The sequence below is a fragment of the Streptomyces sp. NRRL F-525 genome (genome assembly GCF_000716605.1).
Taxonomy (GTDB): Bacteria; Actinomycetota; Actinomycetes; order Streptomycetales; family Streptomycetaceae; genus Streptomyces.
This window is the reverse complement of the sequence record NZ_JNXE01000003.1, coordinates 241,807-256,269: the sequence shown is the minus strand read 5'-3', so window position 1 is coordinate 256,269 and position 14,463 is coordinate 241,807. Positions and strand designations below refer to the sequence as shown.

The window sequence follows — 14,463 nt, the reverse complement described above, 5'->3', positions numbered from 1 at the left end:
GACGTGCAGACGGGGTGACGCTCAGACCGGCAGACACAGCCGCAGCGCGTCGTAGACCGCGGCGTGCACGGTGCGGGCGGCCACCGCGTCGCCGATGCGGAACAGCTGGTAGTCGCCCGCCTCGTTGCGGACCACCGACTGCTCCTCGTACGCCAGCAGGGCGCGGTGGTCGACCTCGCCGAGGTTGGTCGAGCCGGGGAGGAGTCCGACGTACAGCTCGTCGTTCGGCAGGGTCCCGTGCTCCACGATCACGTGGTCCACGGTCCGCTCAGTCTCCGTCTCGGTGTACTCGCTGTAGAGGGTCGCGGTGAGCCGCCCGTCCCCGGTCCGGCGCACGGAGCGCAGCCGCCGGGCGAGCGTGGTGGTGACGTCGTGTTTCGTGAACGCCCTTAGGTAGGCAGGGGAGTTCATGCTGCCGACGTCGGGGGCGAGGGTGCGCTCCGGGGTGACGTACTCGATCCGGACGCCGGGCAGCGCGGTGAGCACCTCCACGGCGTCCATCGCCGGGTAGCCGCCGTGGTCGTCGTAGACGAGGATCTCGCCGCGCGGTCGGCGCAGTGAGCCCGTCATCACGTCCCAGGTGTCGGAGACCAGGTCCTCGCCGGCGGTGAGGAAGCTGCGGTTGGGGAGGCCGCCGGTGGCGACTATCACCAGGTCGGGGTGTTCGGCGAGGATGTCGTCGGCCTCGGCGTAGGTGCCCAGGCGCAGGTCGACGCCGAGGTGTTTGCACTCGGCGAGGCGCCAGTCGACGATCTGGATCAGGTCGGCCCGGCGCGGGTTCGACGCGGCGAGCCTGATCTGCCCGCCGGGCCGGTCGGCCGCCTCGAACAGGACGACGTCGTGGCCGCGTTCGCCGAGCACGCGCGCCGCTTCCAGTCCGGCCGGGCCCCCGCCGACGACAACTGCCCTTCTGCGGCGGCCGATTGTGGCGGTGATGAGGTGCGGTACCTGGAGTTCGCGGCCGACCGCCGGGTTGTGGATGCACTTGGTGTCGCCGGAGTCGTAGATCGCGTCGAGGCAGTAACTCGCCCCGACGCAGGGCCGGATGCGGTCCTCCTGGCCTGCCGCCACCTTGGCGACCAGGTGGGGATCGGCGATCTGCGCGCGGGTCATGCCGACCAGGTCGAGCAGCCCTTCGCGCAGGGCGTGCCGCGCGGTGGCGACGTCGGCTATGCGGGCCGCGTGCATCACCGGGACGGAGAGGCGCCGCTTGATCTCGCCGGTGAAGTCCAGGTACGGCCCGAGGGGGGTGCCGATGGACGGGATGGCCTTCGCCAGGGAGGCGTCGCTCTCGATGGAGCCGTGGATGACGCTGAGGAAGTCGACGCCGTCGGCGGTGTACTGCTCGGCGGCGGCGAGTGCCTCCTCGCGAGTGAGGCCGCCGGGGCGTGCCTCGTCGAGCGACATCCGGATGCCGACGACGAAGTCCGGGCCGACGGCCTCGCGGACGGCACGGATCACCCGGCGCGGAAACGCCATCCGGTTGGCCAGGCCGCCGCCCCACTCGTCGTCGCGGAGGTTGGTCGCGGGGGACAGGAAACTGTCCAACAGGTGGCCGTACGCCTCGAGTTCGATGCCGTCGAGGCCGCCCTCCTGGCAACGGACCGCCGCGGCCGCGTAGTCGGCGACGATCCGGTCCAGGTCCCAGGGCTCGGCGGCCTTGGGGAAGGCGCGGTGCGCGGGTTCGCGCAGCGCCGAGGCGGACACCACCGGGAGCCAGTCGCCGGTGAAGTTGCTTGTGCGGCGCCCGAGATGGGTGACCTGGCACATCACCGCGGCCCCGGCCTCGTGCACGTCGTCGGTGAGTCGGCGCAGCCACGGCACGATGTCGTCGCGGTACAGGAGCAGGTTGCCGAAGGCCGGCGGGCTGTCGGGCGAGACCACCGCCGAGCCGCCGATCATCGTGAGGCCGACCCCGCCCCGCGCCTTCTCCACGTGGTAGGCCCGGTAGCGGTCCTTGGGCAGGCCGTCCTCGCCGAACGCCGGTTCGTGGGAGGTGCTGACCACCCGGTTGCGCAGGGTGAGGTGCTTGAGCCGGAAGGGCTGGAGCAGGGGATCCAGGACGTGTGAGGGCACAGCGGCGAGTGAGGGCACGGCAGCTCCTCGGGAAAGCTCCGGGCGGATGGTTTCGCTATGCGAAACAGCTCCGCGATACGAAACAAATGGTGGAGCTGGGAATCCCCACCCGTCAAGAGCCCGCCGTGTTAACTCGCCGTGCGCGCGGCGCTCATCCGCGTTTCACGTGCCCCCGGCGCCAGGAGATCTTCGCGGCGGCCGCCAGCACCTGTTCCGCGAGACCGGGCACGGTGTCCTCGTTGATGCGGAAGGTCGGCCCCGACAGGGTCACGGCCGCGATGACCTTGCCGTCCAGGGCACGGATCGGGGCGGCGATGACGGCCAGCCCGATCTCGTGCTCCTCGCTGGTGGTGGCGTAGCCCCGCTCGCGGATCGCCTCCAGCGCGGCCGCGAGGGGCGCCGGGTCGACGATGGTGTACGGGGTGTACTTCTCCACCCCGCGCGCGAGGATCTCCGCGACCCGGTCGGGGGACATGTGCGCCATGAAGAGCTTGCCCGCGCCGGTGGCGTGCATCGGGGTGCGCCTGCCGACCCAGTCGATGCTCGTGATCGCCGCCGCGCCGATCGCCTGGTCGATGCTGATCACGTCGTGCCCGTCGTGGATCGCCACGTTCACGGTGTCCCCGACGGCCGCGGCCAGTTCCTGGCAGACGGGACGGCTCAGCAGGGACAGATCGCTCACCGTGCTCGCCCCGGCCGCGAGTTCGACCATCGTGTACCCGATGCGGTACCGCCCGCGCTCGGTGTCCTGCTCGACCAGACCCCGTGACTCCAGCGTCGCCAGCAGCCGGAACACGGTCGACTTGTGGACACCCAGCTCCTCGGCGATCTCGGTCACGCCGCTGGGGCCCCGCGTGGCCAGCACCTGGAGGATCGACACCGCCCGGTCGACGGACTGCACCGAGTGATCGCGCGGGCGGCTTCCGTTGCTGGTCATGGCGGAAGGGTAATCGAGCGGAAGGGGCCGCCCGCGAGACCGGTGAGCCGCTGCTGGACCCGACTCTCAGTCCGTCTTCCAGAGGGTCAGCTCGGTGACGTAGTCGCGGGCCTCGATGCCCGACGCGTCCTTCTGGACGACGACGTCCTTGATCTTGAGCATCGCCAGGTTCTTCTCGTCGGTGACGGTGCACAGCAGCGTGCCCTTGGTCAGCTCCTTGCCCTGGTCGGCGTCGGCGAGTTGGGAGGGCAGCGCGTTCGCCGCCGCGCCCTCGGCACACTGCTCAGGGGTGGGACCCGCGCTCTTTCCCGTGGTCGTCACGAGGTTCAGCGTGTGGGCGGTGCCCCACTCCGCGTACTGCAACTCGGCTCCGGTCGTCGAGCTGGAAGCGTGGGTGTCGATCCGCGGCGAGTCCAGGTCGACGTTGGTGTACGAGCTGCGGCCCGTCGTGAACTGGGCGCGCAGGGTGAGGGGTTTGGCCGTGAAGACGGCGGTGTAGCCGCTCGGCGTCCCGCTCGCGCCGGCTGATGCGGAGGCGCCGGTGGGTGACGACGAGGTGGTCTGTCCGCCGCTACTTCCTTGCGCCGAGGTGTCCTTGCCGTCGTCGCGGGTGAAGACCCAGGCGGCGGTGGCTACGACTACGACGGCCAGGGCGGCGGCGCCGACCACCAGGGGGGTCCGGCTGCGGGCCGCTGCCGTGGCCGGGGGCGGCGAGGAAGGCGCCGGACCGGAGGCGGGCTGCGTCGGCTGGTCGGGCCCCGGGGCGTGGGCGGGCGTCTGGGTGGGCGTATACCCGTCGGGCGTCGGGGAGTTGGGCGGCACGGCACCGCGAGACCCGCCGCCGGGAGGTACGGTCGTCGCACCCGCCGCTCCTGCGGAGTCACCCGAACCCGCGGACACGTCGGCCTCCGCGGAGGCACCCGCGGGATCCCCGCCACCCTCCAACGCCCCCTGTTCGCTCGCGAGTTGCTCCTGCCGGGCGATGTCCGCCGCGACGGGCGCCGGCAACCAGCCGGTGAAGTCCCGCAACGGCCGCTCGGCCAACTCCTCGCACAGGGCGGCCAGTTCGGAGGGTGAGGGCCTGGCGGCCGGATCGGCTGCCAGGGTGCGTTCGAGGACCGTGCGCACCGGTTCGGGATACGACGTGAGGTCCGGCGGGCGAAACTCGGTGTTGGCGATCTTCGTGGCCAGCGTGATGGCCCCGGAGTCGCCGTACGGGTGGCGGCCGGTCGCGGCCACGGCGGCGATCAGGCCGAGGGAGAAGATGTCGGCGGCCGGGGTCTGTTCCTGCCCGTTCGCGTGCTCCGGCGACATGAACTGCGGGGTGCCGATGAGCCCGCCGCTGCGGGTGAGTTGAGTGGCGTCGGCGGCCCGCGCGATGCCGAAGTCGATGATCCAGGGACCGTCGGAACCGATGAGGATGTTGCTCGGCTTCATGTCCCGGTGGATCACCCCGGCCTTGTGCACGGCGTGCAGTGCCTCCGCCGCGCAGCCGGTCAACTGGAGCACCGTGGGCAGCGGGAGCGTCCCGTGCAGGGCGAGGACCCTGTCCAGGGCGAGGCCGGGGACGTAGACGGTGGCGAGCCAGGGCTGTGGCCCGGTGGTGTCGTGGTCGACGACCGGGACGATGTGATAGCCCTGCACGCGGCGGGCGGCGGCCGCCTCCTGCTCGAAGCGGCGGCGGAACTCCTCGTCCTCTGCGTACTCCCGGCGGATCACCTTCAGGGCGACCGGCTGGTTGCCGCGCGTACGGGAGAGGTAGACGGAACCCATGCCGCCCTCGCCGATCCGGGCGAGCAGCCGGTAACCGGCCACGTCCCGCGGGTCGTCGGGGCCCAGAGGTCTCAAGTGGTCAGCGTTTCCAGCGTTGTTCACGATGTTCGGCCCCCCTCGCCAGGCGTGTGATCGTACCGGCGCGAGCCGGTCATCGGGAAGTATTCGAGGGGATCAAGGGAAATGGGCGAAGAGCGAGGAGAATCAAGGGAGTTGGCAGGTCCCGTCGGACTGTGAGGCGTGCGCATGGAACATCATCTGACCCCTTCGGCGGAGGGCGCCGACTATCTGCTGGAACTCTCCAACGTCGTACGCCAGGCCTCCATCGGCCCCAGGGGGCCGCGCTCGCTGCGCCGACTCGGGCTCGTGCTGCGGGCGTTGATGGAACTCACCGGCGACCCCGACGTCTCCGTGTACCTGGTCGCCGACACCAGTCTGCTGGGCGGGCACCGGGAGTTCGGCGATCCGGGCGAGGTGCGCAGGCTGCGCCGTTGGGTCGCGGACGGGCTGGTCGAGGAGGTCGACGACGCCGACGAACGCATCCTGGACCTGGCCCGGATGACCGGCACCCGGGTCGTCACCGGCGACCAGTACGTCGACCATCGCGTCGAACACCCCTGGATCCAGGGGAACACCTGGCAGTTCCTCAGACCCGAACCCCGCCCCGACGGCTCGGTCGCTGTCGTCCCCATGGACATGGGAGTGCGCACGGAGGCCGAGATCTCCTACCGCATGGAACTCGCGGCCCTCAAGAAGCAGGGCCTGCTTGGTCCGGCCCGCACCCCGCTGACCCAGGTCATCATGCGCAACTGGCGCTGCCCGGAACCCCGTTGCACGCTCTACGACATCCACAGGGGCGACCGCGTCCTGCTGCCCCGGATGCGACGCGGCGTCCCCACCTGCGAGTTGCACGGCACCCCGCTGACCGACGAAGGGCCGAGGCCCGCCGCGGCCCAGCTCAAGGTCGTCATCGACCGTACCTGCGTGGCCCGTTACACCCTCGACGAGGGTTCCGAGGCGCACGTCGGACGGCTGCCGGGACCGGCGGGCATCGCCCTGCACAGTCTGCTGTCGCCGGAGGTCGCCGCGCAGGTCAGCCGTCGGCACGTGGCGGTCTCCGCGCGCGGCGGAACGGTCCTGGTCCGTGACGTCAGCACCTACGGGACACGGATGCGCGGGGCAGGCCGCAAGGGCGTGCCCGGCCCGTGGGAGACCCTGGCACCGGGGACCGACCGGTCCTTCCGCCCCGGCGACGAGGTCGAACTCGCCCCCGGCGTCGTCCTCACCCGCAGCGGCCGGCGCTTTCCCGCCGAACTCGCCGACGCCTGGCGGACGGAGGCCGGCGGGATCGCCGTACCGCCGACGGCGGCGGCACCTACACGACGGGTCTGACCGTCGTCGGGGCGGCGGTCTCCGGGGACAGGAGGCCGTACAGGGTGATGTCCTCTGAGTCGGAGGGGAGCAGCGCGCGGGCCGGCTACACGAACGACACGTTCCTCTTGTGTGTGATGTGACGGTTTTCGCGCTTACGGGTCACAACGCGTGAATCGGTGCTCTACCGTGGCAATTCGTTCTCGGTGCCTACGCGTTCGGATGCGGGTCGATGCCAGACACCAACGCCATCATCGTCATCCTCACCGCGCTTCAGGTGGAATACGAGGCGGTGAAGGCCGAACTCGTCTGCGTCCGGACCTTCAGACACCAGAGCGGCACCCTGTTCGAAGAGGGATTCCTCAAGGGCACGCCCTGGCGGATCGTCATCGCCGCGGTGGGCCGGGGCAGCGACAGCGCCGCGGTCATCGCGGAGCGAGCCTGGGGCATGTTCCGACCACGCGGGATGTTGTTCGTCGGCATCGCCGGCAGTCTCAAGCCCGATGTGGCGCTCGGGCACGTCGTGGTCGCCACCTGGGTGCACGCTTTTCAGGGCGGACGGCAGACCGATGACGGACTGTTGGCCCGGCCCGAAAGCTGGCAGGCGGACCATGGACTCCTTGAGGCCGCTCGCCTGGCGCTCGGTTCGCGCCTGGACACCATCCACTTCAAACCGGTCGCGGCAGGCGACGTGGTTCTCGACGCTTCCGACGACAACCCGCTCCGGCAGGTCCTGCGGAAGAACTACAACGACGCCGTGGCCATCGAGATGGAAGGTGCAGGCATCGCCCACGCGGCACATCTCGCAGGAGGGCGGCCCGCCCTTGTCGTCCGAGGCATCAGCGACCGGGCCGACGGACACAAGGGCACTGCCGACGCGGGTGGTTCGCAGCGGACTGCGGCACGGAACGCGGCGCGGGCCGCGATGTCCACGCTGCGGGTTCTTGCCAACGAAGTGCGCCGGTGCGGCTATTGCGTCTCCTATGCGCCTCGCGACCGCGACTGGGCCGAGTGGATCGCATGGGAACTGCGAAGGGCTGAAGGCCGTGCCTGCCGTGTGCTGCTCCGGCCGAGTCCGAGCACGGAGAGCGAGTACCGCGCGTTCCCGCTGTGGGACGGAGTGGCCGGAGCCGACCGGATTCTGGCCGTCATGTCGGACGAGTACGCGCGTTCCGCCTACGGACAGGGAGAATGGCAGGTCGCCAAGCAGGCGGATGCGCAGGGACTCGTGAGCAAGGTGATTCCGGTGCGCACGGACGGCCATGAGCCGCCGTCCGAGCTGGGCCTGGTACGGACCGTGGACCTGCGTGATCTCACCGTGGAAGAGGCACGCGAGGCGCTTCTCGAGGGGGTCGGGGAGGCCGGGGCAGGGGCGTCGACAACGAGACTGGCGTGGCTCGACGGCTTCATCCCGCCCACCGCCGAACTCCCCGGAGACGACGAACTACCCCCGTTCCCCGGTTTCCCGGGAAAAGCCCAGGCTCCGGTCCCACGACGCCAAGAACCGGAGCCGGTGGCACTGATGGCGCCGACACCCGCTCGCGTGCGGAGGACCGGCGCGATGACCCGGGGTGGCGCCGTGCTCGCCGACTGGCTGCGAGGCGGCGGCGGGCGGCGAAGGCGCCGGGCCGCCGACCGACTGGCCGCCACCCTGGACTTCTCGACGTTGAGCGCCGTGGAATTCGACCGAGCCGCACGGTACTACCGCCAGGCACTCCGCCTCGCGCTGCGTCATGCGCCCGCAGAAGCGGACCGGCTCTTCGACACCTACGACCGGCGCATCCCCGACGCCCACTACGCGGGGGCCTTCCGGCCTCAGGACGAGCCATGGCTGACCTCCTTCGCCGCACGCGGGGACGACGACGCGCTGACCGTGCTGATCAAACTGGCCGGCCGACTGCGGCTCTCCGGCCTGCAACGGCTCGCACGGGACGTGTTGATCCGGCACCTCGCACAGAGCTACGACGCGGAGTCGTTGGTGCGGTACTTCGTGCAGTGGCAGGCATCGGGCCTTCTGGAAGGTGGAGGTTGGGGCTGGGCACTCCAACAGCACGCGATCCGGGTGCCGTTGGAGCACCGTCCGCAGCTGTGGGCCGGGTTCCTCGGCGAACTGCCGCAGGATCTTCTGCCCAGGATGTTCAGCGTCCACCTCCTCCTCGGCCGGGGAGCCGACGCCGCCGTACTCGCCGGCACCCGGGAGGAGCAACGACAGGCTCTCGACTGCTGTTTGACGTTGCACGACGAGCGTGGACTGCGTGAGGGCCTCGGCCTGGCCCGTGCGCTGGGCGACGACCTGGCGGCACACGATCTGCAACAGCGCCTCGGCGAACTGCTGTTCAGGGCGGGCCGCTACCGCGAGGCACTGCCACACTTCCAGGACAGAGGCCTGCTGAAGCAGGCAGGCGAATGCCATGAACTGCTGGGCCGCCCCTTCGAGGCACTCGCCAACTGCCCGGACGACGACCCCGACCGCCTGCTCAGGTTGGTCGATGCCTGTCTCCTTCCCCTCGGCGATCTGGTTGCCGGGCGCAGGTACGCCGATGCGGCGCGACAGGCACAGCAACTGACCGAAGCCGTCCGGAGGTTGAGCGACGGGACACCGGCGGTGGCGGCCTGTCGGGAAGAGATCACGGACCGCCGCGATGCCGTACTGAAGGAGGCCCGGACGGACTTCGAACGGCGGCTGCGCGGCGCGGCCGAGGACAATCGGTCGGGGGTTCTCCTCGACTGGAGCGACTTCGAGGAAGCGGCCGGAGAACTGTCCGAGGCTGCACGTTGTGCGGAGGCCGCCGGCAAGATCTACCACGCCCACGAGCTGTATCGGCGTGCCGCACGGTACGGCGAGGCCGACCGGGTGCTGCACGGCGACCGGACGGGCCGGGGGAAGAACGCCCGGGCCGCCGCCCTCACCGCTGGCGGCGATCTGCTTCGTGCCGCCCAACTGCGTGAGGAGGCGGGGGAGTGGGAGGAGGCTATCGCCCTCCTGGTCGGGGCGAAGGACCTGGTCGGCGCCGTGCGGTGTCTGCGCGGGAAGCTGGGCGCCGAGGCACTGGAGGACCCCCGGCTCGCCGAGTGGTTGCGGGCCACCGGCAAGATCGAGGAACTGGTGCGGCTCTGCCTGGCGACGGTCGAACGCAAAGGGAGCCGTACCCGCGCTGCCGCCGAACTGCGTGACCTCGTGGGCAGGTCGGGTCTGGCACCGGAGCTGGTCGCCCGGATCCGCGAAGCGCTCGACTCACTGGACGCCGTCGCGCGCAAGGGGTTCGAGGAGCGGGTGTCGGTCTGGATCGCGCAGGCCCGCCGCGAGACCGACGAGCGGTTTGCGCAGATCTGGGGGTTGGACCTCGGCACCTCGCAGTGTGCGGCCGCCATCTACGACACCGTCGCCCAACAGCCCGTCGCCTGTTCCTGGAAGGGCCGGGACCACTTCCCCTCGACCCTCTGCGTGGACGCGGAGGGCGCCGAACTGGTCGGCCTGACCATGGAGGAGATCCAGACAGGCAAGGCCATGGCCTTGATCCGCGATACCAAGCGCAATATGGGAACCGCCATCAACTACCGCGCCTTCTCGGGCCGTTACAGTTACCGGCCGGAGGAGGTCGCCGCACACCTGGTCCGCCATGCGCGCCAGACCGTGGAGAACTTCCTCGAAGCCCACGTACGGGAGCGCGTCGCCGAACTGGCCCGCGCCGAGTTGGACCAGGTAGTCCCCGACTGGCTCAACTGGGCCGAGCAGCAGCACAGTTACCGCGTGCCACGTCCCAGGACGATCGTCACCGTGCCGGCCAACTTTCCCAGCAAGGCTCGCAGCGCAACGCGTGACGCCTGCACCATCGCGGGAGTGGAACTGGTACGGATGATCCACGAGCCCACCGCCGCCTGCGTCGCGGTGAACTTCCAGCGACAGGGCGCGCTGGAGGACTCGGTGATCGTCGTCGACCTCGGGGCGGGCACCCTCGATGTCAGCGACATGGACATCGGCGGCGGCATCTACCACGTGGAGCAGGTCATCGGGGACAACGCCTGTGGGAGCCGGGACTTCGACCCGCTGATCTGCCAAGCCCTCGCCCGGCAGATCGAGGACCGCGGCCTCCGGGTGCCGCCGACCGCCGCGGCCCGTCGGCGTCTGGAGACGGCCGCCGAGGAGATCAAGATCGCCCTCTCCACACGGCTGGAGGCCGAATGCCACCTCCGGTCCTTCGTCGACGGGCAGGACGTGCGGGTGTCACTGACCCGGGAGCAGTTGGCCGACATCGTGGCCGAACCGCTGGACGCCTTGCGCCGGTTCTGCGTGGAGAAGTGTGGCAGCCTCTCCGGCAAGCCGGATCACCTCGTCCTCATCGGCGGCCCCATGCTGGCCCCGCTCGTGACGGATGTCTTCGAGCGGGCCTTCGGCCGGACAAGGACCGCGCCAGGCGATCCGCGTACCGCTGTGTCGCTCGGAGCCGCGCTGCACGCCGCCCAACTCGACAAGAGGCTGCCCGAGACCCTGATCGTCGACGTCACGCCGTTCGCTCTGGGTATCAGGGCTCACGGGCAGGCGGAGGACGACGGGCTCGAGGTTCTGATCGGGCCCAACTCCAACATTCCCACCAGCCGTTCGCAGATCTTCACCACGGGAAAGGACAACCAGACCGACGTCCTGATCGAGGTCTTCAGCGGAGTGCTCAGCCCCGACACCAAGATCGGTGAGTTCAAACTCGACGAAATCAGGCCCGCCGAAAGGGGCAAGCCCCGCATCGAGGTGTCGTTCGACTTGAACGCCAGTTCTGTGCTGGAGGTCACGGCCCACGACCTCGACACCGGCCGCAGGAAGTCGATCCAGGTGCTTGACGCCACCCTGCTCACCTCCGACCAGGTTGACCGGATGGCGGAACACCTCCGGCAGTTCGACACACGTGAGCGGCTGCGCCGGGAGCGCGACGAGGTGCGTGAGCGGCTCCGTCGCCTGCTTGCCGCCGTCGATGACGGTGACAGCAGTGCGGAGTGGGACGAGTTCCGGCACCGGCTGGAGACGTTCCGAACCCCGCCGGAGTTGCTGGACCCGGCCACCCAGGAGGCGCTCGCGACGATGCACACCGAGGCCGGGACGGTGGAACTCGAATTCGTCGCTGCCCGCGGTGCGTCGCGCCGACTGAGCGAGACCGTGCGCGCCCTCTTCGACGAACTCTCGAACGGGGGACCGACCGCCGAGTTGGTGCGAGTTGCCCAGGACTTCGGCACGCGTCTGGAACGTGCCCACGGCGAACTCGCCGACCTGCGAGCCAGGTTGGCCGCCTGGAACACCGTGCTCATTCGCTCGGCCGTCAGTCGCCAGGACGTTCTCACCCGCTTCCGGGACCGTCATGACGAGGGCGACTTCGCAGGAGCGCTGTCAGCGCTCAACGGGCTGTCGCTGCGCCTTGACCAGACGCACGACATGGAGCGCCTGCTCCACTGCATCGCCGAGACCGATGACGTCCGCACCCGCTCTGAGAGCTACCGCACTACGCTCCGCGGCTTCGCCGGCCGCCTGCCGGTCTGGCCCCTGCCTCCGGTGCGTCCCGACGAGTGTCCGCCCGCGATCCGGTCGGCTCTGGTCAGCGTTCTCATCACCGGGACCGACGCCGTCCGAACCCGGCGGAGCGGCTTCCTCCTGGCCGACGGACTGGTCGCCACCACTTTGCGACACCCCGTGTCCGCAGGCCGGATCACCGTGCGGGGCGAGGGGTTCGAGGCCACCGTCGCCGAGATCGTTCCCCACGGCCCGGAGTCCGCCTTCGTGGCAGTCCTACGGCTCTCCGCTCCCGTCCCGCCCGTTTCCCTGCGCCTCGGTCACCCCGCGCTCATCCGTATCGGTGACCCGGTGTGGGCGCCGGTGGTCAACGTCTCCGCCTCGGCGGACGTCTCCGATACGTCCGGCTCACTTCTGTCGGCAGCCGTCGACAGCCTCGAAAATGTTCCGGAACGACAACTCCGCCTTGTCAGGACCACTTTGCGGCCATCTCCGGAGCACGCCGGGGCACCGCTCCTCAACGACCTCGGCGAGGTCATAGGACTGCTCTGCGTCAGCGACGGGGCACCGGCCACGCGCGGGGGTTTCGCCGTGAGCGCCGATGCTTTGACGCCATTGCTGGATCGGGCGGGCCATCACCGATACCGCTAGCCGCCGGTCGGCGTCGGAGGTTCGCCGCGGGAGACGCCGGAGAGCGCCCACCACGGCGAACCCCCTTCCATCAGCCGACGATCCGGTGCGTCGTCCAGAACGACGTCAGGTCCGTCGTCGTCGCGGCCTGGGCGGCCGCCTTGAACTCGGCCGTGGTCGAGACGCCGTACCAGTGCGAAGTGGCGTAGTCCTTCAGGAGTTTGGCCATCACCGTGTCGCCGAGAGTGCGGCGCAGGTCGTGCAGGGCGCACTTGCCGTAGCCGTAGACGACGGTGGAGTAGCGGGACGAGTGGGCGTCCCAGTAGGCCATCGAGTTGGTGATGTTCTCCGCCGAGGAGGCCCAGGAGACGCTGTTCCAGCAGTTGGTGCCGGTCAGGCCCTGGGCGAGGTCGGTGGCGTAGTCCGTGAACGCCTCGTCCAGCCAGGGGCTGTTGTACTCGTCGTCGCCGACGATGCCGTAGAACCACTGGTGGCCGATCTCATGGGTGAGGGCCGTGGTGCTGACGAGGTCGAGGACGAAGCCGGGGTACTCCATGCCGCCGAACCAGAAGTTGTTGTCGATGACGGCGTCCAACTCGCCGTACGGGTAGGCGCCGAAGCGACCTGCGTGGGCGTCGACCGCGGACTTGGCGGTGGTCAGCATCGACTGGGCGTTGGACGAGCTGATGCCCGAGACCGAGTAGATGTTGATCGGGGTGCCCGCCGTCGACGTGCCCGAGATCTTGGTGAACGGGCCCGCCGCCCACGCGAAGTCGCGGACCTTGGACGCGGTGGCAGTGGTCACCGTGCGGCCGCTGGTGCCGGGGGTGTCCACCGAGGTGCCCGTGGCCGGGACCAGCAGGGTGGTCGGGTGGTCCAGGGTGACCTTGAAGTCGGCGGCCAGGGAGTAGAAGGACTCGCCGTTGTTCGTGTACGGGTCCAGGTGCCAGCCCGAGCCGTCCTTGATCGCGAGGACCGGCAGCGCGTTGCCGATCATGCTGAACGCGCCGTCGTAGCCGAACCGGTCCGCGCCGCTCGGGACGGTGATCCCCAAGTCGAAGCCGATCGTGGTCGATTGGCCCTGCGCGAGCGGGGTCGGGAGCGCGATCTGGAGGGCCGTGCAGGCTACCGAGAGGGCGCCCGCGGTGCCGCCGGTGACGTTGGTGACTGTGATCGGCGGCGCGGAGCAGGTGCCGTGGTAGTTGTCCCACAGCCGCAGGTACACCTCGGTGAGCGGGGTGGCCGAGGCGTTGGTGAAGGTCGTGCTCTCGTGGCCGGTCCAGACCGTGCCGGCGGTGTTGCTGCTCAGGCTGACGGTGTACGCCGGGGCGGCCGGTGTGCGCGTCGAGTCGGCCGGCGGGGCCGTGTCGCCCGAGGTGTTGAGGGCGATGTCGTCGAGGACGAAGCTCGTCTGGAGACTGGAGTCCTCGGTGCCGCTGAAGGCGAGGCTCACGGTCTGGCCCGCGAACGACGACACGTCGAACGACTTCTGGACGTATCCGGTGGCCTTGTTCAGGTTCGAGTACGTCGCCAGCGTCGTGCTGCCGATCTTCGCCGTGAGCTTGTCGTACGCGGTGGACGAGGTCGTCTCGGCGGTGTCGATGTGCAGCCAGAAGGTGAGCGTGGCGCTGCTGCACCCGGACGGGATCGTGACGCTCTGGGAGAGCGAGTCGGTGTGCGTGCCGCCGGTGCCGTCCAGCCAGGCGTAGCTGGAACCGCCGTGGGCGGACTGGCCGGTGCGGCTGGTGATGACGGTCGTCGAGGACGGGGTCCAGGACGAGGTGCCGCTCTCGAAGTCGCCGCCCGCGACCACCTGCGCCGGGGTGCAGGCGGCGGCGAGCGGGGCGGCTGCCGGCGCTGCGGCGGCCGGGGTGACGGGGAGCGAGAGGGCGGCTACCGCGGCGACGGCGAAGACGCCGGCGGCGAGAGCCTTGTGGGGGGTCGATCTCACACGGAACTCCTTATACGGCGGCCGGGATACCGGCCTGCTCGGTGGACGCCCGGCCGGACTGGGTGTGCCGGTGGGCGGCCGCGGGAACGCGCGTAGCTGTTGCGTGATCGCGGGGGAAGCTTCGCAGATTTGACCGGGCCATGCCATAAAAAGAAGGAAGTGTGCGTGTGAAGTGGAGGAAGGTGCGAACGAGGACCGGAGGGCGCCGTATGTACGCCTACGTTGACCGGG

6 protein-coding genes are annotated in these 14,463 nt (G+C 70.1%); 2 read left to right on the top strand and 4 right to left on the bottom strand.

The annotated features are described in order from the left end of the window. Positions 1-21: 21 nt before the first annotated feature. The 3 genes from OO69_RS06370 to OO69_RS06360 form a co-directional block, all read right to left on the bottom strand. The gene (locus OO69_RS06370) at positions 22-2,094 is read right to left on the bottom strand and encodes an FAD-dependent oxidoreductase (RefSeq protein WP_234444350.1); all 2,073 of its coding nucleotides are present in this window, start codon (positions 2,092-2,094) and stop codon (positions 22-24) included. Between the two features lie 133 nt (positions 2,095-2,227). Next, entirely contained in the window at positions 2,228-3,013 is a 786-nt protein-coding gene (locus OO69_RS06365; protein ID WP_051800801.1) for an IclR family transcriptional regulator, read from the bottom strand. Positions 3,014-3,079: 66 nt separating this feature from the next. Next, positions 3,080-4,786: a serine/threonine-protein kinase gene (locus tag OO69_RS06360; RefSeq protein WP_420707853.1), complete on the bottom strand. Its 1,707-nt coding sequence runs from the start codon at positions 4,784-4,786 to the stop codon at positions 3,080-3,082. 246 nt (positions 4,787-5,032) lie between these two features. Between OO69_RS06360 and OO69_RS06355 the strand changes: the two genes are divergently transcribed. Together OO69_RS06355 and OO69_RS06350 are read left to right on the top strand one after the other, a co-directional pair. After that, positions 5,033-6,178, top strand: coding sequence for an FHA domain-containing protein (locus OO69_RS06355; protein WP_033279406.1), 1,146 nt, complete (start codon positions 5,033-5,035; stop codon positions 6,176-6,178). A 211-nt stretch (positions 6,179-6,389) separates the two neighbouring features. Beyond that, complete coding sequence (locus OO69_RS06350; RefSeq protein ID WP_033279405.1) at positions 6,390-12,302, top strand: Hsp70 family protein; 5,913 nt, start codon at positions 6,390-6,392, stop codon at positions 12,300-12,302. Positions 12,303-12,372: 70 nt separating this feature from the next. On the opposite strand, the gene OO69_RS06345 is transcribed toward OO69_RS06350, so the two are convergent. Then, positions 12,373-14,232, bottom strand: coding sequence for a M1 family aminopeptidase (locus OO69_RS06345; protein ID WP_033279404.1), 1,860 nt, complete (start codon positions 14,230-14,232; stop codon positions 12,373-12,375). Positions 14,233-14,463: the final 231 nt, after the last annotated feature.